Origin of the sequence: Bradyrhizobium sp. Ce-3 (genome assembly GCF_022835695.1) — a bacterium.
GTDB lineage: Bacteria > Pseudomonadota > Alphaproteobacteria > Rhizobiales > Xanthobacteraceae > Bradyrhizobium.
In genome coordinates, this window is sequence record NZ_BQUV01000004.1 from 645,043 (window position 1) to 671,729 (window position 26,687).

The 26,687-nt window shown below is 65.5% G+C and carries 28 protein-coding genes and 1 pseudogene; 14 read left to right on the top strand and 15 right to left on the bottom strand.

Annotated elements, in window-relative coordinates:
* Positions 1–106 precede the first annotated feature (106 nt).
* Positions 107–1,642, top strand: coding sequence for a hypothetical protein (locus tag BRSPCE3_RS17680; protein WP_244067220.1), 1,536 nt, complete (start codon positions 107–109; stop codon positions 1,640–1,642).
* Positions 1,643–1,733: 91 nt separating this feature from the next.
* On the opposite strand, the gene BRSPCE3_RS17685 is transcribed toward BRSPCE3_RS17680, so the two are convergent.
* Positions 1,734–2,513 carry an alpha/beta fold hydrolase gene (locus BRSPCE3_RS17685; protein ID WP_244067221.1) on the bottom strand — a complete coding sequence of 260 codons (780 nt, stop codon included), beginning with the start codon at positions 2,511–2,513 and terminating at the stop codon, positions 1,734–1,736.
* Between the two features lie 555 nt (positions 2,514–3,068).
* Here BRSPCE3_RS17685 and BRSPCE3_RS17690 point away from each other — a divergent pair.
* The 6 genes from BRSPCE3_RS17690 to BRSPCE3_RS17715 all read left to right on the top strand — a co-directional run bounded on the left by BRSPCE3_RS17690 (position 3,069) and on the right by BRSPCE3_RS17715 (position 8,666).
* Positions 3,069–3,344 carry a DUF1153 domain-containing protein gene (locus BRSPCE3_RS17690; RefSeq protein WP_002714638.1) on the top strand — a complete coding sequence of 92 codons (276 nt, stop codon included), beginning with the start codon at positions 3,069–3,071 and terminating at the stop codon, positions 3,342–3,344.
* 173 nt (positions 3,345–3,517) lie between these two features.
* Positions 3,518–5,146 (top strand): flagellar basal-body MS-ring/collar protein FliF, encoded by a 1,629-nt coding sequence (gene fliF / locus BRSPCE3_RS17695; RefSeq protein WP_244067222.1) that lies wholly within the window; start codon positions 3,518–3,520, stop codon positions 5,144–5,146.
* A 1-nt stretch (position 5,147) separates the two neighbouring features.
* The gene (gene fliG / locus BRSPCE3_RS17700; protein WP_029079136.1) at positions 5,148–6,233 is read left to right on the top strand and encodes a flagellar motor switch protein FliG; all 1,086 of its coding nucleotides are present in this window, start codon (positions 5,148–5,150) and stop codon (positions 6,231–6,233) included.
* Positions 6,233–6,856: a FliH/SctL family protein gene (locus BRSPCE3_RS17705; protein ID WP_244067223.1), complete on the top strand. Its 624-nt coding sequence runs from the start codon at positions 6,233–6,235 to the stop codon at positions 6,854–6,856. The genes fliG and BRSPCE3_RS17705 overlap by 1 nt, the downstream gene beginning before the upstream one ends.
* A gap of 18 nt (positions 6,857–6,874) precedes the next feature.
* A complete protein-coding gene (fliN, locus tag BRSPCE3_RS17710) occupies positions 6,875–7,225 on the top strand; it encodes a flagellar motor switch protein FliN (protein ID WP_050631817.1) in 351 nt (116 codons plus the stop codon).
* A 55-nt stretch (positions 7,226–7,280) separates the two neighbouring features.
* Positions 7,281–8,666: a sigma-54-dependent Fis family transcriptional regulator gene (locus tag BRSPCE3_RS17715; protein ID WP_244067224.1), complete on the top strand. Its 1,386-nt coding sequence runs from the start codon at positions 7,281–7,283 to the stop codon at positions 8,664–8,666.
* Positions 8,667–8,708: 42 nt separating this feature from the next.
* Here the strand turns inward: BRSPCE3_RS17715 and BRSPCE3_RS17720 are convergent, their stop codons facing one another.
* On the bottom strand, positions 8,709–8,864 hold the full coding sequence (locus tag BRSPCE3_RS17720) for a hypothetical protein (RefSeq protein ID WP_244067225.1): 156 nt from the start codon (positions 8,862–8,864) through the stop codon (positions 8,709–8,711).
* A gap of 169 nt (positions 8,865–9,033) precedes the next feature.
* Here BRSPCE3_RS17720 and BRSPCE3_RS17725 point away from each other — a divergent pair, with 169 nt between their 5' ends.
* Positions 9,034–9,417, top strand: coding sequence for a hypothetical protein (locus BRSPCE3_RS17725; RefSeq protein ID WP_244067226.1), 384 nt, complete (start codon positions 9,034–9,036; stop codon positions 9,415–9,417).
* A gap of 80 nt (positions 9,418–9,497) precedes the next feature.
* Here BRSPCE3_RS17725 and BRSPCE3_RS17730 read toward each other — a convergent pair whose 3' ends face one another.
* From BRSPCE3_RS17730 to BRSPCE3_RS17760, 7 genes and pseudogenes are all read right to left on the bottom strand, one after another.
* Positions 9,498–10,088, bottom strand: coding sequence for a flavin reductase family protein (locus tag BRSPCE3_RS17730; protein ID WP_244067227.1), 591 nt, complete (start codon positions 10,086–10,088; stop codon positions 9,498–9,500).
* 7 nt (positions 10,089–10,095) lie between these two features.
* The gene (locus tag BRSPCE3_RS17735; protein ID WP_244067270.1) at positions 10,096–10,935 is read right to left on the bottom strand and encodes an ATP-binding cassette domain-containing protein; all 840 of its coding nucleotides are present in this window, start codon (positions 10,933–10,935) and stop codon (positions 10,096–10,098) included.
* 8 nt (positions 10,936–10,943) lie between these two features.
* Positions 10,944–11,690, bottom strand: coding sequence for an ABC transporter permease subunit (locus tag BRSPCE3_RS17740; RefSeq protein WP_244067271.1), 747 nt, complete (start codon positions 11,688–11,690; stop codon positions 10,944–10,946).
* Positions 11,691–11,848: 158 nt separating this feature from the next.
* Positions 11,849–13,036 carry an FMNH2-dependent alkanesulfonate monooxygenase gene (gene ssuD / locus BRSPCE3_RS17745; protein WP_244067228.1) on the bottom strand — a complete coding sequence of 396 codons (1,188 nt, stop codon included), beginning with the start codon at positions 13,034–13,036 and terminating at the stop codon, positions 11,849–11,851.
* Positions 13,018–13,970 (bottom strand): annotated as a pseudogene (locus tag BRSPCE3_RS17750) (sulfonate ABC transporter substrate-binding protein). Before BRSPCE3_RS17750 ends, ssuD begins: the two are co-directional and overlap by 19 nt.
* A gap of 49 nt (positions 13,971–14,019) precedes the next feature.
* Positions 14,020–14,970 (bottom strand): sulfonate ABC transporter substrate-binding protein, encoded by a 951-nt coding sequence (locus tag BRSPCE3_RS17755; protein WP_244067229.1) that lies wholly within the window; start codon positions 14,968–14,970, stop codon positions 14,020–14,022.
* A 317-nt stretch (positions 14,971–15,287) separates the two neighbouring features.
* Positions 15,288–16,493, bottom strand: a complete 1,206-nt coding sequence (locus BRSPCE3_RS17760) for an LLM class flavin-dependent oxidoreductase (RefSeq protein ID WP_244067230.1) — start codon at positions 16,491–16,493, stop codon at positions 15,288–15,290.
* A gap of 219 nt (positions 16,494–16,712) precedes the next feature.
* On the opposite strand from BRSPCE3_RS17760, the gene BRSPCE3_RS17765 reads away from it, so the two are divergent.
* The 5 genes from BRSPCE3_RS17765 to BRSPCE3_RS17785 all read left to right on the top strand — a co-directional run bounded on the left by BRSPCE3_RS17765 (position 16,713) and on the right by BRSPCE3_RS17785 (position 20,197).
* Complete coding sequence (locus BRSPCE3_RS17765) at positions 16,713–17,822, top strand: ATP-dependent RecD-like DNA helicase (RefSeq protein ID WP_244067231.1); 1,110 nt, start codon at positions 16,713–16,715, stop codon at positions 17,820–17,822.
* Positions 17,823–18,170: 348 nt separating this feature from the next.
* A complete protein-coding gene (gene msrA / locus BRSPCE3_RS17770; protein WP_244067232.1) occupies positions 18,171–18,887 on the top strand; it encodes a peptide-methionine (S)-S-oxide reductase MsrA in 717 nt (238 codons plus the stop codon).
* A 21-nt stretch (positions 18,888–18,908) separates the two neighbouring features.
* Positions 18,909–19,322, top strand: coding sequence for a peptide-methionine (R)-S-oxide reductase MsrB (gene msrB, locus BRSPCE3_RS17775; protein ID WP_244067233.1), 414 nt, complete (start codon positions 18,909–18,911; stop codon positions 19,320–19,322).
* A gap of 195 nt (positions 19,323–19,517) precedes the next feature.
* Positions 19,518–19,682, top strand: coding sequence for a DUF3309 family protein (locus BRSPCE3_RS17780; RefSeq protein WP_244067234.1), 165 nt, complete (start codon positions 19,518–19,520; stop codon positions 19,680–19,682).
* Positions 19,683–19,906: 224 nt separating this feature from the next.
* The gene (locus BRSPCE3_RS17785; RefSeq protein WP_244067235.1) at positions 19,907–20,197 is read left to right on the top strand and encodes a hypothetical protein; all 291 of its coding nucleotides are present in this window, start codon (positions 19,907–19,909) and stop codon (positions 20,195–20,197) included.
* A 138-nt stretch (positions 20,198–20,335) separates the two neighbouring features.
* On the opposite strand, the gene BRSPCE3_RS17790 is transcribed toward BRSPCE3_RS17785, so the two are convergent.
* Positions 20,336–20,887 (bottom strand): DUF4112 domain-containing protein, encoded by a 552-nt coding sequence (locus tag BRSPCE3_RS17790; RefSeq protein WP_244067236.1) that lies wholly within the window; start codon positions 20,885–20,887, stop codon positions 20,336–20,338.
* Between the two features lie 80 nt (positions 20,888–20,967).
* Entirely contained in the window at positions 20,968–21,930 is a 963-nt protein-coding gene (locus BRSPCE3_RS17795) for an AraC family transcriptional regulator (RefSeq protein ID WP_244067237.1), read from the bottom strand.
* A 304-nt stretch (positions 21,931–22,234) separates the two neighbouring features.
* On the opposite strand from BRSPCE3_RS17795, the gene BRSPCE3_RS17800 reads away from it, so the two are divergent.
* Complete coding sequence (locus tag BRSPCE3_RS17800; protein WP_244067238.1) at positions 22,235–22,480, top strand: CPW-WPC family protein; 246 nt, start codon at positions 22,235–22,237, stop codon at positions 22,478–22,480.
* Positions 22,481–22,581: 101 nt separating this feature from the next.
* On the opposite strand, the gene BRSPCE3_RS17805 is transcribed toward BRSPCE3_RS17800, so the two are convergent.
* The 4 genes from BRSPCE3_RS17805 to BRSPCE3_RS17820 form a co-directional block, all read right to left on the bottom strand.
* Positions 22,582–23,100: a Crp/Fnr family transcriptional regulator gene (locus BRSPCE3_RS17805; protein ID WP_244067239.1), complete on the bottom strand. Its 519-nt coding sequence runs from the start codon at positions 23,098–23,100 to the stop codon at positions 22,582–22,584.
* Positions 22,998–24,623, bottom strand: a complete 1,626-nt coding sequence (locus tag BRSPCE3_RS17810) for an inorganic phosphate transporter (protein ID WP_244067240.1) — start codon at positions 24,621–24,623, stop codon at positions 22,998–23,000. The genes BRSPCE3_RS17805 and BRSPCE3_RS17810 overlap by 103 nt, the downstream gene beginning before the upstream one ends.
* 148 nt (positions 24,624–24,771) lie before the next feature.
* Entirely contained in the window at positions 24,772–25,206 is a 435-nt protein-coding gene (locus tag BRSPCE3_RS17815; RefSeq protein WP_244067241.1) for a DUF5413 family protein, read from the bottom strand.
* 221 nt (positions 25,207–25,427) lie between these two features.
* Positions 25,428–26,687 (bottom strand): hypothetical protein (locus tag BRSPCE3_RS17820; RefSeq protein ID WP_244067242.1); only part of this gene is annotated, 1,260 nt, incomplete at its 5' end.

The window sequence follows — 26,687 nt, forward strand, 5'->3', positions numbered from 1 at the left end:
CTCTTCCGGAGGCTCCTCGTCCGGATCGAGCGGCTCCGGATCACCAGGACAATCGTCGGGCGGTAGCGGCGCAGATGGCGGAAGCGGTGGCTCCCCATCGGGCGGCATGACGGGATCACCGGGTTCGGGCACGTCGGGCAGCGGCACTGGGGCCTCGGGCGGCGGCGGCTCCGCCGGTGGCACGGGTGGCGGCACATCAGGCGGCGGCACCTCAGCAGGCGGCAGCACGTCGGGCGGAGGTAGCTCGGGCGGCGGCACATCCGCCGGCGGCGGAACGGATGGCGGCTCCGGACACCAGGCCGGCGGCGGCGATGGCTCGTCGGGTGGCGGTACGTCGGGTGGTGGCAGCTCCGGCGGCGGCACCTCATCGGGCGGCGGCTCCGGAAGCGGCGGATCGCCCGGCCTCGACAGCGGCCTGGTGCTCGCCGGACAGGACGGGCTGCTGCAGCCCGTGCTGAACCCGATCAATGCGGCCGCGTCCAACGCGGGCGGTCTTCTCACCGCGATCGGGCAGCAGACCGGACTGGACAGCACGGTTCACAACGTCACCGGCCTCGCCGGCACCATCGGGCTCGGGCAGCTCGGCGCCACGCCTGCTGCCGACGGGCACTCCAATCTCCTGACCGACGTGCTCAACACGCCGGGTGAAGTCCTGTCGGGTCACGCGACCGACGCCGTGACGCATCTCGGCGCCGATCTCACCGATATCGTGAATGCGGTTGGCACTATCCCCGCCGGTCTCGGCCAGAACGGCGGCCTGACGCTCGCCGGACAGGACGGGCTGCTGCAACCGGTGCTGAATGCGGTCAACGCGGCCGCGTCCGACACCGGCGGTCTCCTCACCACGATCGGCCACGAGGCCGGGCTGGACAACGCGGTTCACGCCGTCACGAACCTCGCCGGCACCGTCGGTTTGGGCCAACTCGGCGCCACGCCTGCTGCCGACGAGCACTCCAATCTCTTGACCGACGTGCTCAACACGCCGGGCGAAGTTCTGGCCGGCCATACCGCCGACGCCGTGACGCATCTCGGCGCCGATCTCACCGACACCGTGCATGCGGTCGATGCCGTGCCGTCCGAATTGTTGACCGGGGTCGTCAGTGGCAAGGACGATCCGGCCAATCCGGTCGACAATCTGATCCAGAGTCTCGGCCACGACCTGCAAACCCTGCCGCTCGCGACCGTGAATGGCGGCAACAATGCCGGCGACGGCGGCCTGCTCGGCGGCATCGTCGGCAGCCTCGGCAGCTCGACCAGCGGCCATCTCGTCGATCTCGACGTCGGTCCGACGCAGCCGAACGGACAGGCGATCGATATCCTGGCCGCGCCGACCTCAGGCGATCATCACACCGTCGAGGTCAACGCGGTGGATGTCGGCGCGAACGGCCCGCATCTGCTCGATCTCGGCGCACTGACCGGCAGCAATAGCCCGCTCAGCATTGCCTCGCTCGGCGGTACCGGAACGGATGGGCTGGTGGGCAATCTGCTCGGCGGGCTCAACCTCAGCCACGCGCTGTCCGGCAACATCGCTTCCGGCAATACGACGAGTGCGCCGGTCGATGTCGATGCCGTCGTGCATGACCTGATTCCGCTTGCGGGCGATCACGGCATTCTCAACAGCCATGGTGCGCATATCATCTAGCGGCACACGCAATGCGGCCCCGGAAACGTCTCGACGTTCCCGGGGCCGTTTTCGTTGTCGCAAAGGAAAGCACCGCGATTGCCGGCGCCTGTTACTCCGCCCGCCCTGCGGCGGCGAGGATCAGCCGCGCAATCGGCTCAGGCTGCGAGATCAGCGCGAGATGGCTGGCCTTCACCTCGATCGTGGTGGCGCCCATCCGCTTCGCCATGAAGCGCTCGAGATCGGGATTGATGGTGCGGTCCTCGGTCGACACCGCGTAGTAGCTCGGCTTGCTGCGCCACGCCGCATGGCTGGTCTTGCCGGTCAGCAATTGTTTGTGGAACGGCTGCTGCACGGCATAGAGCACTTTTGCTTTGGCTTCCGGGATGTCGCCGGCGAAATCGCGCAGGAACGCCGCTTCGCTGAGCCGGCCCTCGTCGCCGTCGAACACGATGCCGGCGCTCGCCGGCGGCGTCGGATAGGTCTTTGCAAGTGCAGTGTAGTCCTCATCGGCATCGGGCGCGCGCGCGGCGACATAGACCAGCGCCGAGACGTTCGGATGCACGCCGGCCTCGGTGACGATCATGCCGGAGAAGGAATGGCCGACCAGAACGGTCGGGCCGTCCTGGCGATCCAGCACACGCTGCGCGGATGCGACCGCGTCCGGCAGCGTGGTCAAGGGATTTTGCACCGACGTCACATTGAGCCCGGCCGCCTGCAAGCGCGGAATGACTTCGGACCAGCACGAGCCGTCGGCGAACAGGCCATGCACCAGCACGACGTTGCGCGCCTTCACCGGCGGCGTGGTTGCGGCGATGCCGCGCGAGGACACCAGCGAAGCTGCCGCACCTGCAAGCAAGGCGGTCGAGAAAGTGCGTCTGTTCATCATCATGATTGGAGCTCGGATGGAGTGAATCGGGAAGCGCACCGGCCTGCGGTGCACGGACAATCTCTCCTACGCAGGCAATGGCATATGGTTACATGCGGCGCTGCCGAAAGGATGGCCATCAACGATAGTTGAACGAGCGGGAGACTCGACGATCGTTCATGCTGCGCGGGCGCGGCGTGATTGCTGAGGAAAGTCTCCAATCGATCATCTCGCCCGGAGCTACCCCTCTCCCTAACCCTCCCCCGCAAGGGGGGAGGGAGCCTGAAAAGTGTGCTCACCTCACGCAACCCATGCGCATCAGAAACGTGAGGGACGCACGTGCGGCAGGGTTCCCTCCCCCCTTGCGGGGGAGGGTTAGGGAGAGGGGTACCGCTTGTTCAGGAGCCCGACGAACCCGGGAAACTCGGCGCTGAGCCCAGCGTCTAGCCCCCAATCCACCCCCTGTTCCCGGCCCGTCCAACGAGAATCGTATTGAAGCCTTGGGCTTAGGCAAATTTTAAACCGGTGGGCGTAGCTTACCTCTCGCGAGTTCAGTGGTTGAGAGTTTGTGAGTACGCCATGACAGAACCCCATCGCCCGAGGGTGAAATACGTCATCGGGCCTGACGGCAGCCCGTTAACGATTGCGGATTTGCCGGCCCCCGGTACCAAACGGTGGGTCATCCGCCGCAAGGCCGAAGTTGTCGCTGCGGTCCGCGGCGGCCTGCTCTCCCTCGAGGAGGCCTGCAGCCGCTACACATTGACCGTCGATGAATTCCTTTCCTGGCAGTTCTCGATCGACCAGCATGGTCTGGCCGGACTGCGCACCACACGTATCCAGCAGTACCGGCAGTAGGTTTCGCCTGAAAAGAGGCATTTGAAGAAAACCGGCCTCGCTTTGCGAAGCCGGTTTTTTTCATGTCCGCGTTTTTGCCGCGGTTCTTAACCTTCGTTAACCATATGGAAACCATACCCTAGGCAATATTTGCCCAGTCGGACCCGCGTGGGCCGAATCCCTGGGGGCCGTTGGTGCAAAGTCTGGTTGCTTTCCTGAGAGGTCTTGGTGCGGCCCGCCTCGTGGCCATGGTTGCGGTCACCGCGGCCCTGATCGGTTTCTTCGCCTTCGTCATCATGCGCGTCACCACGCCACAGATGACCACCCTCTTTACCGACCTGTCGACCGAGGATTCCTCGGCCATTATCAAGGAGCTGGAGCGCCAGGCGATCCCGTTCGAGCTGCGCAGTGACGGCGCCGCGATCATGGTGCCGAAGGACAAGGTGACGCGGCTCCGGATGAAGCTCGCCGAGGGCGGCATGCCCAAGGGCGGCGGCGTCGGCTACGAGATCTTCGACAAATCGGACGCCTTGGGCACCACGAGCTTCGTCCAGAACATCAATCATTTGCGCGCGCTGGAGGGCGAGCTCGCCCGCACCATCCGCGCCATCGACCGCGTCCAGGCCGCGCGCGTCCACCTCGTGCTGCCGGAAAAGCCGCTGTTCTCGCGCGAGACGCCGGAGCCGTCGGCCGCGATCGTGCTCAGGGTGCGCGGCGCACTGGAGCCGCAGCAGATCCGGGCGATCCGCCATGTCGTCGCCTCCGCCGTCAACGGGCTGAAGCCGCAGCGGGTCTCGATCGTCGACGAGGCCGGCCAGCTGCTCGCCGACGGCGCCCAGTCCGACGCCGATGCAGCGGTCGGCGACGAGCGCCGCGCCGCCTTCGAGAAGCGGATGCGCAAGCAGGTCGAGGACATCGTCTCCTCGGTGGTCGGCAGCGGCCGCGCCCGCGTCCAGCTCTCCGCCGACTTCGACTACAACAAGATCACCCAGACCTCGGACAAGTTCGACCCCGAGGGCCGCGTGCTGCGCTCGACCCAGACCCGCGAGGAATCGAGCGCCACCGCCGACAATTCCGGCCAGGTCACCGTCGCCAACGAGCTGCCGGGCAACCAGAACCAGGACAACGCCGTCCGCGCCCGCGACCAGAGCAAGAAGAGCGAAGAGACCAACAATTACGAGATTTCCCGCACCACCAAGACCGAGGTGACCGAGGCCGGCCGCGTCAACCGCATCTCGGTCGCGGTCCTGGTCGACGGCAGCTACGCCAAGAACGAAAAAGGCGAGATGGTCTACCAGGACCGCACCAAGGAGCAGCTCGACCGCATCGCCGCTTTGGTGCGCTCCGCGATCGGCTTCGACCAGAAGCGCGGCGACCAGGTCGAGGTCGTCAACCTGCGCTTCGCCGAACCGCCGACCGCGCAGCCGATCGCCGAGCCGACCGGCCTGCTCGGCATGCTGCAATTCACCAAGGACGACGTGATGTACGTCATCGAGCTCGGCGTCATGATGATGCTCGGCCTGGTCGTGCTGTTCATGGTGGTCCGCCCGCTGGTCAAGCGCATCGTCGCCGCCGACGCCATTCCGTCGCTGGCCGGCGCCGGCCTGCCGGCGCTCGCCGAAGCCCATGCCGAGAGCGCCGGTTCATCCAGCCAGGCGCTGATCCCGAGCGGCAGCGGCGCGGCCCAATTGATCGACGTCGCCCAGATCCAGGGCCAGGTCCACGCCCAGGCCGTGCACCGGGTCGGCGAACTCGCCGAACGCAATCCGAACGAAACCGTCTCCATCGTCCGTCAATGGCTGAGCGAGCCGGTAGAGAACTGACATGGCCGCCGTACCCCAGACCACCAACGCCAACGATATCGCCACCGTCCTGTCGACGCTGGCGAACCGGCAGAGCGCGCGCCCCAAGGGCAAGCCGCTGCCCGGCCCGAAGCGCGCCGCGATCCTGATGCTGGCGCTCGGCGAGCAGTATGGCGGCAAGATCTGGTCGATGCTCGACGACGAGGAGGTCCGCGAGCTGTCGGTGCACATGTCGACGCTCGGCACGGTCGAGGCCGACGTGGTCGAGGACCTAATGCTGGAATTCGTCTCGCGGATGTCGGCCTCCGGCGCGCTGATGGGCAATTTCGACGCCACCGAGCGGCTGCTGCAGCAGTACCTGCCGGCCGAGCGCGTCACCGGCATCATGGACGAGATCCGTGGCCCCGCCGGCCGCAACATGTGGGAGAAGCTCTCCAACGTGCAGGAAGAGGTGCTCGCCAACTATCTCAAGAACGAGTACCCGCAGACCATCGCCGTGGTGCTGTCGAAGCTGAAGCCGGAGCACGCCGCCCGCGTGCTGGCGATCCTGCCCGAGGACATCGCGCTCGACGTGGTCGGCCGCATGTTGCGGATGGAGGCGGTGCAGAAGGAAGTCATCGAGCGCGTCGAGCAGACGCTGCGCACCGAGTTCATGTCGAACCTGTCGCAGACCCGCCGCCGCGACGCCCACGAGGTGATGGCCGAGATCTTCAACAATTTCGACCGCCAGACCGAGACCCGCTTCATCACCTCGCTGGAAGAGGAAAACCGCGAATCCGCCGAGCGCATCAAGGCGCTGATGTTCACCTTCGACGATCTGATCAAGCTCGATGCCGCCTCGGCCCAGACCCTGATGCGCAACATCGACAAGGACAAGCTCGGCGTCGCGCTGAAGAGCGCCAATGAGGAGGTGCGCAGCTTCTTCCTCGGCAACATGTCCTCGCGCGCCGGCAAGATGCTGATGGACGACATGGCGGCGATGGGCCCGGTGCGGCTGCGCGACGTCGACGAGGCGCAGGCGCTGCTGGTCAACCTCGCCAAGGATCTCGCCGCCCGCGGCGAGATCACGCTGACCAAGAACCGCGCCGACGACGAGCTGGTGTACTGATGGCCGCACCCGCAAAATTCCTGTTCGACACCGACTTCTCGGCCCCGGACCGCGCCCGCGAGCGCGCGCCGACCCCGGCCGAAGTCGCGCAGAAGGTCGCCGACGCCGAGGCGCGGGCTTATCGCGCCGGCTATGAAGCCGCGCTGCGCGAAGCCAAGGTCGAGAGCGACCGCCGCACGGCGCTGGCGCTGGAGGAGATCGGCACCGCGATCAAGGCCATCGCGGCCCGCTTTGCCGGCATCGAGACGCGGATGGAGACCGAGGCCGTCGATGTCGCGGTCGCGGTCGCCCGCAAGCTCTGCTCCGAGCTGATCGCGCGCGAGCCGCTCGGCGAGATCACCGCGCTGGTCTCCGACTGCTTCTCGCATCTGGTGGCGACCCCGCATCTCGTGGTCCGCATCAACGACGCGCTGTACGACGCGGCGCATCAGAGCATCGAGCAGATGGCGGCGCATTCCGGCTTCCAGGGCCGGCTGGTGATCCTGGCGGAGCCGGCGATCGCGAACGGCGACTGCCGGATCGAATGGGCCGATGGCGGCGTGGTGCTGGAGCGCGCCGCGATCGAAGGCAAGATCAACGAACTCGTCGGGCGCTATCTGGCGTCCCGCGGCCAGACCGGCTGAAGGATTGAGGGCTGAACCATGAGCGACACCGACACCCAAGTCCCGCTTCCCGATCTCAACGCCGCCGACGCGCCCGGGATCGACGACATCGGCTACAACGAGGATGAAAACGCCGCCCGCATCGCGGCCGACCTCGAAGCCGTGTTCGACGTGCCGGTGCAGGTCTCGGCGGTGCTCGGCCGGTCCAAGATGGACGTCGGCGACCTGCTGAAGCTCGGACCGGGCACCGTGCTCGAGCTCGACCGCCGCGTCGGCGAGGCGATCGACATCTACGTCAACAACCGCCTGGTGGCGCGTGGCGAAGTGGTGCTGGTGGAAGACAAGCTCGGCGTGACCATGACCGAAATCATCAAGGCAGAACGCTCTTAAACGAATGCAACGGTAGCGCGCGGAACCTGCGCGACCAGACGAACAGGAGATCATCATGCGGCTTCTCATCGTTGGCACCCTGAAGGGCCAGCTCACGACCGCGACCAAGATCGCGATGGACAACGGCGCCTCGGTGACCCACGCCGAGGCCGCCGAACAGGCGATGAACGTGCTGCGCGGCGGCAAGGGCGCCGACCTCTTGCTGGTCGATGTCGGGCTCGACATCCGCGACCTCGTGATGCGGCTCGAGGCCGAGCACATCCACGTTCCGATCGTCGCCTGCGGCATTTCCAACGACGCCCGTGCCGCGGTCGCCGCGATCCATGCCGGCGCCAAGGAATACATCCCGCTGCCGCCCGACCCCGAGCTGATCGCAGCGGTGCTCGCCGCGGTCGCCAACGACGCCCGCGACCTGATCTGGCGCGACGAGGCGATGGGCCGGGTGATCAAGCTGGCGCAGCAGATCGCGGGCTCCGACGCCTCGGTGATGATCACCGGCGAGTCCGGCACCGGCAAGGAGGTGCTGGCGCGCTACGTCCATTCCCGCTCGGCCCGCGCCAAGCGGCCGTTCATCTCGATCAACTGCGCCGCGATCCCGGAGCACCTGCTGGAATCCGAGCTGTTCGGCCATGAGAAGGGCGCCTTCACCGGCGCGGTGGCCCGCCGCATCGGCAAGTTCGAGGAAGCCACCGGCGGCACGCTGCTGCTCGACGAAATCTCCGAGATGGACGTGCGGCTGCAATCCAAGCTGCTGCGCGCGATCCAGGAGCGCGTGATCGACCGGGTCGGCGGCACCAAGCCGGTCCCGGTCGACATCCGCATCATCGCGACCTCGAACCGCAACCTGTCGGAGGCGGTGCGCGAGGGCTCGTTCCGCGAGGACCTGCTGTTCCGCCTCAACGTCGTCAATCTGAAGATCCCGCCGCTGCGCGACCGGCCGGCCGACATCCTCGAATTGTCGCTGCACTTCGCCAAGAAATATGCCGAGGCCAACGGCGTGCCGGTTCGCCCGATCTCGGCCGAAGCCCGCCGGGTGCTGTCGACCAACCGCTGGCAGGGCAACGTCCGCGAGCTCGAGAACACCATCCACCGCTCGGTGCTGATGGCACAGGGCGACGAGATCGGCGCCGACGCGATCCTGACCCCCGACGGCGACCGTCTCGACCTCGCCAAGACCGCACCCGCCGTGGCGCACGCCACGCTGGCCGCCGAGCAGGTCACACGCGCGCTGGTCGGCCGCACCGTTGCCGACGTCGAGCGCGACCTGATCCTGGAAACCCTGAAGCACTGCCTCGGCAACCGGACCCATGCCGCCAACATCCTCGGCATCTCGATCCGCACGCTGCGCAACAAGCTGAACGAATATGCCGACGGCGGCATCCCGATCACCCCGGCCGGCAATGGCGCGCCCGATTATCAGCGCATGGCGAGCGCCGGCTGAGACAGCGGAAGCGGCGGAGCAGGTCCAGCCGCTCGCCTCGGATCAGGAATAGCTGGGCGCGTCGGGCTTGCGGAAGATCCGGATCGGGTCACCCGGCGTGATCTCCCGGCCGGTGAACGTCACATAGGCATAGAGCGCGAGATAGGCGACGGCGATTGCGCCGACGAGATAGAACAGCCAGGTTCCTGCGCGCTTCATCCAGCCGTCACCTCTCCGAAACATCCGCGCCATTTAATGCGCCGATCGGGAAAGCGCCACGGCCAACATGCCGCGCCGGCCTTGTCGCCGTTCCTCCCTTGAAACCCGAACGCGGTTGCCTTACACAATCTCCTATTGCTTTAGCGTTCTTTGACAACTGGAGAGTGATATGGCCCTTTACGCGCAGACCAGCGGCACCCTGTCCACCAACTCGGCTTCCTTTACCCCGATCAACGGCCTTTCGATAACGCTCCCCGAGGGCGTCGGCATAACCTCCATCGTCATCCTGAACGTCCCGTTCCCCTACGCCGAGGGCAACAATACGCCTGGCGGGAGCTTCGGGATCACCGTCAATGGCGTGATGTCCGGGGTCGTCGCAGGCTTCACCTACAACGAGGGCACGCCTGCGAGCTTTGGCCGCGTCCCGACCACGCTGGTCGTTGGCGTTCCGCTCGGCAACGCGGCGCAGACTGTTCAGGCGGTCTGGTCCGGTGTCCGCGGCAGCACCGTGGTCATCGACACGCCCGCGACCTTGACCGCGATCATGAGCTAGCGCTTCAGAGCCGAGGCTCCAGCCTGTTGTTCTGACGCGTTTTCTTCACGCGAACCGCTATCCACTTCGCCGAAAGCGCTCTAACGCACGCCGCGGCCGTGGACGTGGCGCGACGGCAGGCTGACCTCGGCCAGCCTGGCGGCGTCTTCCTCGTGGTCGATCGCGACATACTCGCCGTGCCAATACGCCAGCGCGGCGGTGCGTTGCGACGCGATCACGTCGAGCACGCGGCCGATGACGATCGCGTGCGAATGCCGCTCGATGATCTCCTCGACCTCGCAATCGACCGCCGCGAGCGCGCCGACCAGCAGCGGCACGCCTGACGCGCGCGTCGTCCATTCGGCGCCGGTGAACCGCTCGGCGCCCTTCAGGCCGCCCATGCCGGTGAAGCGCTCGGCGATCTCGCGCTGGTCCGCGTTCAGGATGTTGACGCCGAACACGCCGTGGCGCGCGATCAGCGGCCATGACGAGGCGGCGCGGTTGATGCTGACGATCAGCGACGGCGGCTCGACCGACAGCGACGATACCGAGGTCACCGTCATTCCCGAGATGTCTCTGCCCCTGCCGGCCGTGATGACGCTGACGCCGCCGGTAAGCTGACGCATCGCGCCACGGAGGTCAGCGGCCGACACCGCGGGCTCGATCGAAACGTTGCGGACGACGGAGTTCATGGCAACCTCACTGCGGGTCTTCGCTGCCTTCGAGCAGATGTTTCAGGATCTCGCCTTCCAGCGCGGCGAGTTCGGCTGAACCGCGCCGGCGAGGCCGCGGCAGGTCGATCGTGACGTCCTCGGCGATGCGGCCGTCCTCGATGACAAGCACGCGGTCGGCAAGCGCGACCGCCTCGGCAACGTCATGCGTCACCAGGATCGCGGTAAAGCCCTGGTCGCGCCAGACCCGCTCCAGCAATTGCTGCATCGAGATCCGGGTCAGCGCGTCGAGCGCACCGAGCGGCTCGTCGAACGCCAGCACGCGCGGCTGGCTGACCAGCGCGCGGGCCAGCGCCACGCGCTGCTTCTGGCCGCCCGAGAGCACCGACGGCCACTGGCCGCGCTTGTCGCCGAGGCCGACCTCGACCAGCGCCCGCTCGGCGCGCGCCTGCGCGTCGGCGGACGAGCGCTCGCGCCCCAGACCGACCTCGACATTGGACAGCACCCGCGCCCACGGCAGCAGGCGGGGCTCCTGGAACATGACGCGGACGTCCTGCGCCCGCGGCTGTTCGCCGAAGGCGATGCTGCCCGCCGTCGGTGCGTCGAGGCCGGCGATCAGGCGCAGCAGCGTGCTCTTGCCGCAACCGCTGCGGCCGACAATCGCGACGAACTGTCCCGCGGGAATATGCAGGTCGATGCCGCGCAGCACCTCATTGTCGCCGAACGCCTTGCGCAGGCCGCGGATGGTCAGCGACAGGCCGCGGGCCGTACCTTCCGTCACGCGCCGCAAATGCCGCGACTTCGCGACGATGTCGGCGCGGTCGACCGGTTCGGCGTCGACGGGCCGGAAACGAAGTGCTTCTTGCATGCTCATTCTCACTTCTTCTGGAATGCGGGGTGCCACGACAGGGTCAGCCGCTCCAGCCCCCGCGAGGCGCTGTCGGCGAGCTTGCCGAGCAAGGCGTAGATCAGGATCGACAGCACGACGACGTCGATCAGCATGAACTCGCGCGCCTGCATCGCCATGTAGCCGAGGCCCGACGAGGCCGCGATGGTCTCGGCGACGATCAGGGTCAGCCACATGATGCCGAGCGCGAAGCGCAGGCCGACGAAGATCGAGGGCAGCGCGCCCGGGAAGATCACCCGGCGGAACAGCTCGCCGTCGGTCATGCCGTAGATGCGGCCCATCTCGATCAGCTGCGGATCGACGGTGCGGATGCCGTGCAGCGTGTTGAGATAGATCGGGAAGAACACGCCGAGCGCGACCAGGAACAATTTGGCCGACTCGTCGATGCCGAACCACAGGATGACCAGCGGGATCAGCGCCAGATGCGGGATGTTGCGCACCATCTGCAAGGTGGTGTCGGTGAGCTTGGCCGACAGCTGCGACCACCCGTTGGCGAGGCCAAAGGCAAAGCCGATGCCGCCGCCGATCAAAAAGCCGATCGAGGCCCGCCAGAAGCTGACCCAGATGTTGCGGACGAGTTCGCCCGAGAGCAGCAGCTTCCAGCCGGCGAGCGCGACATCGGTCGGCGCCGGCAACACGCGCGAGGGAACGAAGCCGGTGACGCATGCCAGCTGCCAGATCAAAACGATGGCAAGCGGCACGATCCAGGGAATCAGGCCGTCGACCTTGGGTAACTTTGGCGCGCTGGAGCTATTTCCGTTCCGATCGGATCGGAACGGATCTCCAGATTTTTGCTTTGACGCGTTTTCTTCACGCGAACCGGCATCCACTTCGCTAGAAAACGCTTTGCGGCGCGGGAGTGAATCGATCAAGCTCATGATTGCGATGCCTGCTTCTGCGGACGGTAGTCATTGCCGACGGTCTCACCGAACGGCCCGGTGTTGACGCGGATCGGCGTCACGTTGCCGCCTTGCGTCAGCGACAACAGCGGGAACACCAGCTCGGCGAAGCGGTAGGCCTCCTCGAGATGCGGATAGCCCGACATGATGAAGCTATCGACGCCGATGTCCTGATACTCCTTGATCCGCGCGGCCACAGTCTGGGGATCGCCGACCAGCGCGGTGCCGGCGCCGCCGCGCACCAGGCCGACGCCGGCCCACAGGTTCGGGCTGATCTCGAGCTGGTCGCGACGGCCGCCATGCAGCTCGGCCATGCGCTGCTGGCCGACCGAGTCCATCCGCGCGAAGATCTTCTGCGCGGCGGCCACCGTGTCGTCGGTGACGTACTGGATCAGCTCGTCGGCTGCCTTCCACGCCTCGGCATTGGTCTCGCGCACGATGACATGCAGGCGGATACCGAACGACAGCTTGCGGCCGCGCTGCGCGGCGACGGCCTTGACCTTGGCGATCTTCTCGGCGACCTGCGCCGGCGGCTCGCCCCAGGTCAGATATTTGTCGACGGTGTCGACCGCGACGTCGATGCCCGCATCCGACGAGCCGCCGAAATACAGCGGCGGCCGCGGCGATTGCACGGGATTGAACAGCAGGCGGCCGTCCTCGATCCGGATATGCTGGCCCTCGACATTGACGGTCTTGCCCGCGAGCAGATCGCTGTAGACGTTGAGGAACTCACGCGTCACCGCGTAGCGCTCATCGTGGTCGAGGAAGATGCCGTCACCCTTGTTCTCGATCGGATCGCCACCCGTGACGACGTTGATCAACAGACGGCCGTTCGACAGCCGGTCCAAGGTCGCGGTCATGCGCGCGGCCACGCTCGGCGATTGCAGGCCGGGCCTGACCGCCACCAGATAGCGCAGACGCTCGGTCCAGGGCGCGACGGCTGACGCCACCACCCAGGAGTCCTCGCAGCTGCGCCCGGTCGGCAGCAGCACGCCGTAATAGCCGAGCTGATCCGCGGCCTGCGCGATCTGGCGCAGATAGTTGAAGTTCACCTCGCGGCCGCCGATCGACGTGCCGAGATAGCGGCTGTCGCCGTGGGTCGGCAGGAACCAGAGGATATTGGCGTTGGCGTTGGTTGGGGTGCTCACGTGCCCGGTCTCCATGCGACGTCGGAAATCTTGATGTGTTTGGGGATCAGGCCGAGCGCGAAGAACGTGTCGGCGACCTGTTGCTGATCGGCGATCACGCCATCGGTGACCGGCTTGATGCCATAGGACTGCCGCTTCAGCGCGACCTCCACCACCGGCACCGACAGGCCGATGGTCGGCGCCAGCTGTTCGGCAACGGCGTGGATATCGCCCCTGGCCCAGTCATCGACCTCGCCGAGCTGCGCCAGCACCAGCTCGACGATCTTCGGATCGGTCTGCAGGAACTGCTTCGAGGCGAAGTAGAACTGATAGTTGGCGACGATGCCGGTGCCGTCGGCAAGCGTGCGGGCGCGGTCGCCGCCTCCGCCGCGGCCTGGAACGGATCCCAGATCACCCAGGCGTCGACTGCGCCGCGCTCGAACGCCGCGCGCGCATCGGCGGGCGCGAGATAGGCCACCTCGACATCGGAATATTTGACGCCGGCTTTCTCCAGCGCCTTCACCAGCAGATAGTGGACGTTGGAGCCCTTGTTCAGCGCGACCTTCTTGCCTCTGAGATCAGCGACCGACTTGATCGGGCTGTCCTTCGGCACCAGGATCGCTTCGCCCTTCGGCGCCGGCGGCTCGTAGGCGACATACTGGATCGGCGCCCCTGCGGCCTGTGCGAAGATCGGCGGCGCCTCGCCGGTGTTGCCGAAATCGATCGCACCGACATTGAGCGCCTCGAGCAGCGGCGGCCCGGACGGAAACTCGGTCCACACCGCCTTGTAGCCGACCGATTTCAGCTTCTCCTCGAGCGAGCCCTTGCTCTTCAACAGCACCAGCTTGCCGTATTTCTGGTAGCCGATGCGGACGACCTTGTCCTGGCCGTAGGAGGCGCCGACGGTCGCGGCGACGATGCTCACCGACAGCACCGCGCGGGCAACCCAGCGTCGAAACAAACGCGTCATGGAAATGTCCCCTGCATTGAATTGACCAAGAACTGACTGAGCCGTGCGATCAGGTCTGGGTGTTGCGCCAGACGATGTCGCGGATCGCGATCTGCCTTGGAATCAGGCCCAGCTTGAAGAAGCGGTCGGCGACACCCTGCTGGGTCGCGATGATGTCGTCGGTGACGGGGCCGACCTTGAACGACGACCGGTCGGCGGCGATGGTCTGGATATCCAGCGCGATGCCGGTGACCGCGCTCAACGATTTGGCAACCTCGTCGCGGTGCGTCTCCGCCCAAGCCGCAGTGGATGCCGTGACGTCGATGATCTGTTGCAGGATGCTTCCGTTGTTCTTCGCGAAGTCGCGATTGGCGATGTAGAACGAGTTGGTCTTGGTGATCTCGTGCGCGTTGACCAGCACGCGGCCGTTCTGCTTGGTCTCGCCGATCGCAAAGTAGGGATCCCAGATCGCCCAGGCATCGATGCTGCCATTGGCGAACGCAGGACCCGCGTCCGGCGGCGTCAGATAGACCGGCGTGATATCGGCATAGGTCAGCCCCGCCTTCTCCAGCGTCTGCACCGTAATGTTATGGGCGCTGGAGCCCTTGGTGAAACCGATGCGCTTGCCCTTGAGCTCGGCGATCGACTGGATCGGCGAGGTCTGCGGCACCAGGATGCCCTGCCCATTGGTGATCGGCTGCCCCGCGGCGTAGACGATCGCAGCACCTGCGGCCTGCGCGAACACCGGGGGTGAATCGCCGACCGCGCCATAGTCGATGCTACCGACGTTCATCGCCTCCATCATCGGCGGGCCGGAGGAAAACTCGACCCACCTCACTTCGATACCCTGCGGCTTGAAATGATTTTCCAAGGTCGCCCGCTGCCGCGCGATGACCAGCACGCCGTTCTTCTGATAGCCGATACGAATTTCCTTCACGCCCGTCTGCGCCAGCGCGCGCTGCGACAGCGCAGCCGCCGCGGCAGTGCCGAGCGAAAGTCTAAGGAACTCACGACGCTTCATTCCAAGAATCTCCTGACGATCACGCGCGCACTCGCGCTGCACGATCACGTGTTGTCAGGATGATGGGGCGCGCGAATGAAGCTGTCGAGCACCGCACAAAAATAGCGATGCCCGCACTTCGGTGCAGGCATCGCGCGTGCCGTTTCGTTCAAGGCGCAGGTCGCGCGTAGCGAATTATTTTCTTCACGCGATCGCGAGGTGGCTGCACAGGAGCGTTTTCGAGCGAAGTGGACACCGGTTCGCGTGAAGAAAACGCGTCAAACAAGAATCTGAAGCTTGGGCTCTGATTCAATCAGAGCCCAAGCTTCAGGAATTGATCAGCCCGCGGCTGCGGTCTTCGGGCCGACATTGACCGCGAGTTTACCGTAGCGGTCCGAGAACGCCTGGGTGTCGATCTCCTCGAGCTGGATCGAGCCGTCGAGCACGCCCTTCTTCCAGGCATCATGCTCGGGATCGCGCTGGAACTCCGGCATCACCTCCTTGCCGAACAATTCGAGCGACTCGCAGATGTGCTCATGGGTGTTCTTGCCGGCCTGGTTGAGCAGAATCACCTGATCGATATGCGAGGCGCGGAAGCGTCGCAGCTTCTTGCGCAATGTTTCGGGCGAACCGATCAGGCCGCCGCGCAATGCGGCCTCCTGTGCCTCGGGATTCTCGCGCTTCCACTTGTTGTACTCGTCCCACATGTTGACGGTCCCGGGCGCCGGCCGCTGCCGGTTCTGCGCCTGGCCGTAATAACGCAGCGCGAACTGGAAGAACGTCGCGCCGTCGGCGCGGCGGCGCGCCTCTTCATCCGTTTCCGCGCACATGAAGAACGAGACCAGCGCCATGTTGGGATTGATCTCATAGTCGGCGAGCTTGTTCAGCCGCTTGGTGATCGCGTTGTAATAGGCGTGCACCCAGGCGTGCGCCGCCTCGGCGCTGACGAACTGGAAGCCGAGCGCGCCGAACCCGTTCTGCCCGGCGCGTTCGATGGTCGGCAATTGCGAGCACGCCATCCACAGCGGCGGATGCGGCTTCTGCACCGGCTTCGGCACGACGTTGCGCAGCGGGATGTCGAAATACTTGCCGTGATGCTCGGTGCCGACTTTGGTGAACATCGGGAAGATCGCGCTGACCGCCTCCTCGAACACCTCGCGCTTGGTCTCCATGTCGCGGCCGAACGGCGTCAGCTCGGTGATCGAGGCGCTCTCGCCCATGCCGAACTCGCAGCGGCCATTCGAGAGCAGATCGAGCACCGCGACCCGCTCGGCGACGCGCGCCGGATGATTGGTGGTGAGCTGGAAGATGCCGTGGCCGAGCCGGATGTTCCTGGTGCGCTGGCTCGCGGCGGCGAGGAAGGATTCCGGCGCCGGCGAGTGCGAATATTCCTCGAGGAAATGATGCTCGACGACCCAAGCGTAGTCGTAGCCGAGCCGGTCAGCGGTCTCCAGTTGCGTCAGCGCGTTCTGGTAGAGACGGAGCTCGTCGCCGTCGTTCCAGGGGCGCGGCAGTTGCAGCTCGTAAAAGATGCCGAATTTCATGGCGTCACTCCCAAGGCCGGGTGCTCGACCACTTGTCGTGGTCCCGACCGCTTGTTGTTTTCGGTCAGTCTAGTGGCGGGGCAAGCCAAGTCCAGCCTCGGGGGCGAAACTCCAATTCCGTGCAGCGGGAGGCGGCTTGCCTGGAACGCATGAATGTTTAGCTTGTGCTGCGTTGAGTCGCGGCGCTATCGGTCGCGCGCTCATTCTTCCGAAAGCCCCATGACCACCTTTACGCCGCACCAGGACTCCGCGCTGAAAGCCGTTGCCGACTGGCTCAAGGCCAAGCCGGGCAAGAACGGCACGCCGCCGGTGTTCCGCCTGTTCGGCTATGCCGGAACCGGCAAGACCACGCTCGCCCAGCACATCGCCGAGGGCGTCGACGGCGAGGTGAAATTTGCGGCCTTCACCGGCAAGGCGGCGCTGGTGATGCGCAACAAGGGCTGCGACAGCGCCTCCACGATCCATTCGCTGATCTACCGCGCCCGCGAGTCCGGCGTCGAGCAGCCGAGCTTCGAATTGTGGGACGATGCGCCGGCCTCGAAGGCCAAGCTGATCGTGATCGACGAATGCTCGATGGTCGACGCCGAGCTCGGCCGCGATCTGATGTCGTTCGAGTGCCCGCTGCTGGTGCTCGGCGATCCCGCGCAATTGCCGCCGATCCAGGGCGGCGGCTTCTTCACCGATGCCGAGCCCGACGCGATGCTGACCGAAGTGCACCGCCAGGCCCAGGACGATCCGATCGTGCGGATGTCGATGGACATCCGCGAGGGCCGCGAGCTCGAGATCGGCCGGCACGGCGAGAGCGAGGTGGTGTCGCGCAAGGAGCTCGATCCGGACCGCGTGATGGGCGCCGACCAGGTGCTGGTCGGCCGCAACAACACCCGCCGCGCCTACAACATGCGGATGCGGCAACGGCTGAACATCGAGGATCCCCTCCCCGTCGCCGGCGACAAGCTGGTCTGCCTGCGCAACAACCGCAAGAAGGCGCTGTTCAACGGCGGGCTGTGGCGGGTCAAGGCGCGGGCGCAGTCGAAATCCAGGATCATCACCATGCGCGTGATGCCGGATGAGGATTTCGGCCACAAGGTCACCAAGGTCTCGGTGCGCGGCGAATGCTTCGACGGCGGCATCGAGGGCATTCCGTGGGAGCAGCGCAAGCCCTATGACGAGTTCGACTACGGATACATACTGACCGTGCACAAGTCGCAGGGTTCGCAATGGGACGACGTCGTGCTGTTCGACGAGAGCTTTGCGTTCCAGGACAGCCGCGCAAGGTGGCTCTATACGGGGATCACACGGGCGGCGAAGCGTCTGAGCGTGGTGGTGTGAAAGCCTCGCAGGCGACACCAACATTCAGCGTCGTCCTGGCGAAAGCCAGGACCCATTACCCCGGCCGCTTGTTGTGCGGGACGCTGGGGCCACGACCCCGCCTGCAGTTGCATTCGGTGGTTATGGGTCCTGGCCTTCGCCAGGACGACGGGCGTGGAGAGGCCGCGGGCAAAAATCCATCACCGCCAGCCCTGAACCTCGCTGATTTCCCTCACGAAACCGTGTGGCCGGCGCTGTAACAAAACGCCCCTGTGCCCGTATTTTGAGACGTCAGCGCGCACCGGCCCGATTTCCCAATGCCGGCTCCCGCTCTAGACTGGCCCCCAATTGCGATCCCACGAGGAACCCATGCCCAAGAGCTCCCTCAGCCGTCTCACGCTGTGCGCCGCCGCGATCGGCGCGCTGGCCGTCACAGCTTTTGCCGTTGCGCCCTCGCTTGCCGCCGAGGACGCCGTGATCATCCCGCCGTCGGCCGCGAGCGCGCCGGAAACCGGCATCAAGACCGCGGTGCTCGCCGGCGGCTGCTTCTGGGGTGTGCAGGGTGTGTTCCAGCACACCGCCGGCGTCGTCAGCGCGGTGTCCGGCTACTCCGGCGGCAGCAAGGCGAATGCCGACTACGAGAAGGTTTCGACCGGCAGCACCGGCCATGCCGAGTCGGTCGAGATCAAGTACGACCCGCAGAAGATCTCCTACGGCAAGATCCTGCAGATCTTCTTCTCGGTCGTGCACGACCCGACCCAGCTGAACCGCCAGGGCCCCGACTCCGGCACGCAATATCGCTCGGCGATCTTCACCACCAGCGACGAGCAAAAGAAGGTGGCGGACGCCTATATCGCCCAGCTCAACGCCGCCAAGGTCTACAAGAAGCCGATCGTCACCAAGGTCGGCGCGCTGGAGGCGTTCTATCCGGCGGAGGGCTACCACCAGGACTATCTGACGCTGCACCCGAGCCAGCCCTATATTGCCTATAACGACATCCCGAAGGTCGAGAACCTGAAGAAGATTTTTGCAGAGAACTACATCGAGAAGCCGACGTTGGTGGGCAGCACCAAGGCCACCAACTGAGCATCTCGCAAAGGAGGTTGAATGTCCGATACCAAAACCGACGGCAAGGTCCGCAAGAGCGAAGCCGAGTGGCGCAAGGAACTGTCGCCGATGCAGTACGCCGTGCTGCGCGAGAAGGCGACCGAGCGGCCCTTCACCGGCGAATATGAGCACGATCCCCGCGAGGGCACCTATGTCTGCGCCGGCTGCGGCCAGACGCTGTTCGAGTCCGATCAGAAGTTCGATTCCGGCTGCGGCTGGCCGAGCTTCTCCAAGCCCGCGGCCGAGAGCCATGTCGACGAGGAGCGCGACATGAGCCACGGCATGATCCGCACCGAGGTGCTGTGCTCGAAATGCGACGGCCATCTCGGCCACGTCTTCAACGACGGCCCCGGCCCGACCGGCCTGCGCTACTGCATCAACTCGGCGGCGCTGAAGCTGGACGAGAAGAAGTAGCGGCAGGCAGTCATCGACGCCCCGCGCGACCGGAATCGGTTGCGCGGGGCTTTGTTTTCGGCGGACGGCACCACTACATCCTCAGGATCGGCCGGAGGCTTTAACGACTCGCGGGCCGGAATGTGCTTTGATCCGGAATTGCGGGGCCGTAGGCGTCTCGCCCGTGCGGCTGCCGCCCGTTCTGAGGAGGGCGCCATGTCGCTTGGACTGATCCTCATCATCGTTCTGCTGATTGTCCTGTTGGGCGGCTATAGCGGCCGGATCCGCGGCTATGGCTATGGGCTCGGCCACTCCGGAATGGGCCTTTTCGGGGTGATTTTGATCGTGGTCGCGATCCTGGCCTGGCTCGACAAGATTTGAGGCCTATAAGTCACTGAAATAGATGAACTTATTCGATCGAACCGCGTGCTATGCGCGGATTCAGCATGTGCCCTGTCAGGGGCGCTTCTGGGGTCGCATTTTTGTCAAAGAGGCCTATATTAGGGATCGAAATGACATGTACGGTGCGCCGCCGAGAATAGGCCGCCGTCCCCCAAAACCCCTTGCGCCACGCTAACTGACAAGAACACAAGAGGTCGTCGACCATGCGTCCCCTGCGTCCGTTCAACTATAACACATCAGCCGAACTGTTCCCTGCCGCGATCCGCAAGAAGAAGCGGGCGGGTTTCGCCTACCGCCGTTTCGGCACCGCTGCCGAGGCCGTGCAGTTCGCGATGGAGCAGTTGCCGTCGGATTCGCTGAACGGCGCCTATCTGCAGGTCGAGGAAGCCCGTTTCGACCAGAACGGCATCCGCTCGCTCTATGAGAGCGAGGCCTTCCCGCTGCCGCGTCGTCCGCGCCCGGCCGCCAGCCAGACCGACGCTGACGCCGCATAAGCTTCCGCGCCTCGCCCAACGAAAAGCCCTCGGATCGATCCGGGGGCTTTTGTTTTTTGAAGGAACTCTCCGGCGCATCATCTCGGTGCAAACGCCTTGCGTTTGTCGCGAAGGAACACCGCCGCACGGTTTTCCGGATTATGCGCGGCGCGGCTGCTTGTCGAGCCAGCGCCGCAGCATCCGCACATTGCGGATATTGGCGCGGAACATGACGTCGAAAGCGTCGCCCGCCACCGGCACCATGCCGATCACGCCGTCGACCGCGACATTGGCGAGCATCCGCGCGGTGATGTGCCAGGGCGCGCCGAGCAGGCGGGCCTCGCGCACCAGCCACAGTGAGATCGCCGTGGTGATGATATCGCCGACCACCGGGATCAGGCCGATCAGCCCGTCGATGCCGTAGCGGACATTGGTGCCCGGCACGACGAAGGCGACGTCGAGCAGCCTTGCGATCATCTCGAGCCGCGCCAGCCGCTCCTCGCGCGTCAGATTGCCGAACGGGTTGGCGGTGGAGTTGCGGAAGTCGAACTGAAAGCCTTGTTGAAACCCTTGGAACTGCGGATGCAGCAGGCCGTCGGCGAGCTCGTGCCCATCCTGATCGATGACCTTGCCGCGCGCCTGCGCCCCGCCAAAGGGCGGCCGCGATCGCGTGGCGTGGGGCGTGAAGATGTCGTCCTCGGGCATGGCCATCACATGGTAACGCAGGCAGTCGGTTCAAGTTGCGTCACATTACCACTGTGTCACATTCAAGGCCGTGTCGCGTTCAAGCATCACGTGCCGCGCGCCGCCGACGGCGTCAAGCCGAAGCGGCGGCGGAAGCAGCGGTTGAAGTAGGACAGATCGTTGAACCCGCAATCGAACGCGATGTCGCTGATCCGCCGCTCGGCGTCACGGACCAGCAACTCAGCAGCCTTGGTCAACCGCAATTCGGTCAGCCGCATGGTGAAGCTCGCGCCGGCCTCATAGAGCAGCTCGTTGACATAGCGCTCCGACAGGCCGGTCGCGGCGGCGAGCTTGTGGGCGGAGAAATCCGGCTCGGTGAAGCGCTTGGCGACGATCGTCAGCAGCGACTTCAGCCTGACTGCGCGAAGCCCGCGGCGTTGCGCTGCGGCCGCAAGATCGCCGCGGGCGCCGAGGCCGAGGGCTGCGAGATCCAGCAGATGCGCCGCGATGGCGAAGCCGGCCTCATCGACGGCATCGGGCGATTGCAGCAGCAGATCGCTATAGTCCATCGCCAGCGACAGCGCGCCGCCCGGCGCGAGCTCGCGGCCGACCAGGTCATCGACGCCGGCGACCATGGATCGCAACGTCGTCATCGGCAGATGCACGTTGGTGAAGCGCTTGTGGTGGGCGCCGTCGGCCGTGAAGAACGGCTCGTCGAGCTTGAACAGCACCATCGCGCCCGGCCGCATCTGGAATTCGCGCCCGCGATGGCTCACGGTCGAGGCCCGGTCGCCGGTGTTGCGCGCCAGGCAATAGCGGTCGTCATTGGTCGCCAGCACCTGGCGCCGCTCGCGCCGCACCCTGGTGAAGCTGCCGTTGCAACGGCCGAGCATGGTGGTGCCGATATGAATCGAATTCATCGTCGCGCGAAACGGCACCGCTGGCGACGGGTCGAGCTCGCCGGTGTTGGAAAAATGCTCGAACAGTTCGGCGAAGAACATGTAGCGCTGCCGCTCGCCGAGACCTGGCGGCAGCATGTCGGTCGACAGCCTTTTCTTGATGACGGACATCGGAAGGACGGGACCAAGGTGCTGGCCGACAGTCTGGCTGCCGCGAGATGAACGGCGGATGAAAGCCACCGGCCCTGTGCACAGCGCCGGATAGTCCAAGTCCGGAATCTTCCGGCGCTTCCCAGTCCAAGACGCGCGTGCCGCCGGGGGCTTACCGATGGCGCCGGCTCGCAGCCGGAAGAGCCGCTCAACGTGAGCCTCCGCACACAAGCGGGCCAGCCAGAGGAGACCATGAGCAGAGTGCGCAGCGGATCTTTTTGAGAGTTCAAAGAACGACTTTTGACATCAGCAGAGGACGATACTCATGACCAGATTGATTGCGGCCGCCTTCCTTCTCGCGACGCTCGGCAGCGCCGGCGCCATGCCGCTCGCGCCGGTGACAACCACCGAGAACCCCGATGTCATCGCGGTCGCCGGCGGCTGCGGCGGCGGCTGGCATCGCGGCCCCTATGGCGGCTGCCGCCGCAACTACGCGCAGCCGTGGATGCATGCCTGTCCGCGCGGCTGGTATCTCGGACCGGGCGGGCGCTGCCGCGCCAATGGCACCTGAGCATTTGGGCACGCAGGCCTTTGCATCACGCCGGCGGCGGACGGAAACGTCCGCCGCTTTTTGTTTGCAGCGTTCCGATTCAACCTTGTCTCATTCGCGCTCTAGTAGACGCCCTTGTTCATGGTTCTGAGCCGCTGGGCCAGCGTCCTCATCACCTTCAGGGCAAAATGCGGCGTCTGGCTGACGAGGAAGAGAAACTGCTTTTCCGAGACCGGGACGAGCTCGACATCGGTCAGCGCCGTGGCGGTCGCACTCCGCGGCTCGTTGTCGATCAACGCCATTTCGCCAAAGATCGTGTCAGGCGCGAGGTCCGCCATGGTCTTGTTGCCGACCTGAATGCGCACATAGCCGCTCTTGATCACGAACAGCTCGTTGGCCTGCTCGCCCTCGCGAAAAATGATACCGCCGGCTCGGACCAGCCGCGTTTCGATATCGTTGCCCGTCAGAAGGCTGAAACTTGCATCTGCCACGCGAAATCCCCTTCCTCGAACCCGGACGCAGATCCCTGCGGCGCCGGCTAGAACAAATGCGCAAAAACAAAGTAGAGAATGCCCGAGATCAGCATCGCCATCGGCAATGTCAGGACCCAGGCCATCGCGATGTTGCGGATCGTCGACCATTGCAGGCCGGACCCGTTCGCAGTCATGGTGCCGGCGATGCCTGACGACAGCACATGCGTGGTCGACACCGGCAAGCCGTATCCGTCCGCCGCGGCGATGGTCATAGCGGCGGTGATCTCGGCGCAGGCACCCTGCGCGTAAGTCAGATGGGTCTTGCCGATCTTCTCGCCGACCGTCACGACAATCCGTTTCCAGCCGACCATCGTGCCGAGGCCGAGCGCGATGGCGACCGCGATCTTCACCCAGGACGGAATGAATTTGGTGGCGGCATCCAGCGAGCCCTTGTAGCGGTTGAGCGTCGCAATATCGGCATCGTTCAGCCCGCTATCGCCGCTCTTGATGAGCAAGCGCAGCGCCTCCGATACCAGGTACATGTCGTTGCGGGTGTTGCCGACGGTCTCGGCCGGGAATTTTGCCAGCGAACCGTACTGAGTGACCTGGTCGCTGATTTCGCGGACCAGAACGGCGAGTGCCGGATAGGTATCGTCGGTGAGCTGCCGAAGCGCGATGTAGTTCGTCACGACCGGACGCGGATTGCCCGTGACCTTGCGATCGGCTCCCCGATCCTCGACGACCTTGCTCGCCGCAATCGAATTCGCGGTGAACGCCTCGATCTGGCTCGCGGGCATCGCGCGGTTGAGCGCGTAGGCGGTCGGGACCACGCCGATCAGGATCAGCATGATGAGACCCATGCCTTTCTGGCCGTCGTTCGATCCATGAAAGAAACTGACCAGGGTACAGGTCAGGATCAGGATGCCTCTGATCCACCACGGCGGCGGCTGATCGCCTCTCGGCTCGCCGAACAGCGCCGGCGTTGCGCGCAGCAATGCAGTCTTCAGCCCGTAGAGCAGGATCGCCGCAAGCATGAACCCGAACAGCGGCGACAGCAAAAGCGCCTTGCCGGTGTTGACGGCCTGCGACCAGTCCACGCCGGACGTCCCCTCGCGTCCGTGCATCAGGGCGTTCGCGATGCCCACCCCCATGATCGATCCGATCAGGGTGTGCGAGCTCGAGGCCGGCAATCCAAAATACCAGGTGCCGACGTTCCAGATGATGGCGGCGATCAGCAGTGCGAACACCATTGCGAAGCCGGCGCTGCTGCCGACCTGAAGGATCAGTTCGACCGGCAACAGGGAGACAATGCCGAAAGCGACCGCGCCGCTCGACAGCAGGACACCGATCAGATTGAACAGGCCCGACCAGACGACGGCGATATGGGCCGGCATCGAGCGCGTGTAGATCACGGTCGCGACGGCGTTCGCCGTGTCGTGGAAGCCGTTGACGAATTCGAAGCCGAGCGAGATCAGCAGCGCAACGAACAGCAGCAGGAACGCGACATAGGAGGTCTTGCCGGCCGTAGTCGCGCCGACATCGCTGTAGATGCTGTAAGCCACGAACAGAAGCGCGGCTCCGATCACCCCCAGGTAGATAATGCCGGTGAGCGGATGAAAGCCTTTCTCGAGATCCGGGCCGCCACGTCGCCGCGCAGGCTCGATCGAACCAGGTAACGCTACATCGCTCATCTGATCGCCCTCACGGCCGCGGGAGGACAAAAGCGGCCATGTGACATTGGGACTACGTTTACATGACGTCCATGTGACAGTTGTATGAAGGCAGCGCGCTAGGCTTCCGCCCGACGCCTAATTCGCTGACAGGCTTGGTATATTTTATCTAGTGCTGCGATGCCGGCTGCGCCGGCACATGCAGCTCTTCGGCATATTTGTGCGCCAGCCAGGACGTGATCACACCCGGGATGAAGCCGACCAGCCCGTACAGGATGAACTGCACCGCGCCGCTTTCGGAGCCGTGCGAGGCGTAGGTCAGCGCCGCGCCGACGAACGCCACCGCGCCGACGATCAGCATCCGCAGCGTCGGCGCGATCCGCCGCACATGCATCAGGATGTCGTCGATCGCGCCGAACATCAGCGACGGCACGATGCCGAACAGATAATTGTATTGCAGCGACTTCACGAACACGACGAGCAGCTTCGTCACCTCGCCGCGATCGGTCTCGGTCCAGTAGCCGGACTGATAGGTGGTCATGAGCAGCAGCAGGAAGCCGCCGATGAACGGCCCGATGGCTGCGAAGATCAGATAGCGTTTCATGGCGTGCCCTTGCCCGGCGTCGGTCAAGTGTAACGCAGTCGCGCGACGGTGCTAGGGGAAAATCGGAAGGGGCCGCCAACGTTCCTCGGGTGTCATGCCCCGCGAAAGCGGGGCATCCAGTACGCCGCGGCTTGTCGATTCAATCGCCGGCGTCTCTGGAATACTGGGTCGCCCGGTCGAGCCGGGCGACGACAGCGGAACGAGAGGCGGGCCAACGCCGGTTACTCACCCCACGCCGCGAACGCGTCGTTGAAGGCGCGCTCGCCCGGTGCGCCCTTTTCGATCGCGATGATGGCGCGGCGCTGGTTGGTGTAGACCAGCGGCACGTCGAACCAGGACCGCTCCTTGAGGAGCTGCAGATTGCGCGAGCGGTCGGCGTCGACGTTGGAGAGGCCGACCAGGAAGAAGCCGTCGGTGACCTTGACCGCGAGGCCTGCCAGCGGCGTGCCGCGGGCCTGCTCGTTGGACTTCATCAGGATGCCCGGAACGTTGCCGACGCCGCCATTGGCGAAATCCTGCGGCAGGATGAAGGTCAATTCCGCGGTGTGGCTCGCCGGCAGCGATGAATCGGTGTTGCGGCGGAACGACATCGTCATCTTGAACTTGCGATCGGGAATGTCGATGTCGGCACGCACGGCGATGTCGGGCTTCTGGTTGCCAGATCCCTTGACCTGCTCGGTGCGCCAGACCACCGAGCCGACATATTGCTTGCCCTTCGGATCCGACGGGTCCTCGTCATAGAGCACCACGCGCTGCGCCACCGGGGCAACCGGCTCGCCCGACGACGAGGGCTGGCCGACGCGGTCGGTGATCTTCTTGCTCGCTGGCGTCGACGCATCCTTCGGAGCCTCGACGGGCGCGGAGGATTTGAACAGGCTGCTGACCAGGGTCGTGGCCTGCTGCCGGAACAGGATGCCGGTACCGACCAGGATCAGCAGGATGCCGATCACGATCGCGGTCTTGAACGGGAACATCGAGCCGACGCGCGGCGGCCGCTTCGGCTCGCGATCGGCGCTGCCGACCCGCGACCGTTGCGGCGGCGGGCCCTGCGGCGGCTGCGGGGTGTAGCGCTCGGCTTCCTCGATCGACTCGTCGTAGGAATACGGCGCCTCGCCATCGCCGCCGCGGTTTTCCAGGCTCGGCTCCAGCCGGTCGAACTCCGGCGAGGGCGACGGCACGTTGGCGTAGGTCTTGCGCGCGTTGCGGCTGGCTTGCGCCGCGGCGCGGCCGAGATCGTCGGCGTCCGCGGTGATGTCGCGGAAACCGCGCACGCCTGGAGAAGCCGGGGGCACCGGCGGCTGGCCGCCTTCCGGGCCGCGGCGCGGCGCGCCCGGCCGGGCCTGTGGCGCCTGGGTCTCGGGAGCTGGTGGGTTCTGCGGCCGCGGCGGAGCCGGCGGCGGCGCGTCGGGACGGAGGTTGCGCGGCGGGCGGGGCTCGGCCGCGGCCGCAGAACCCACCAGCTCCCGAGACCCAGGCGCCAC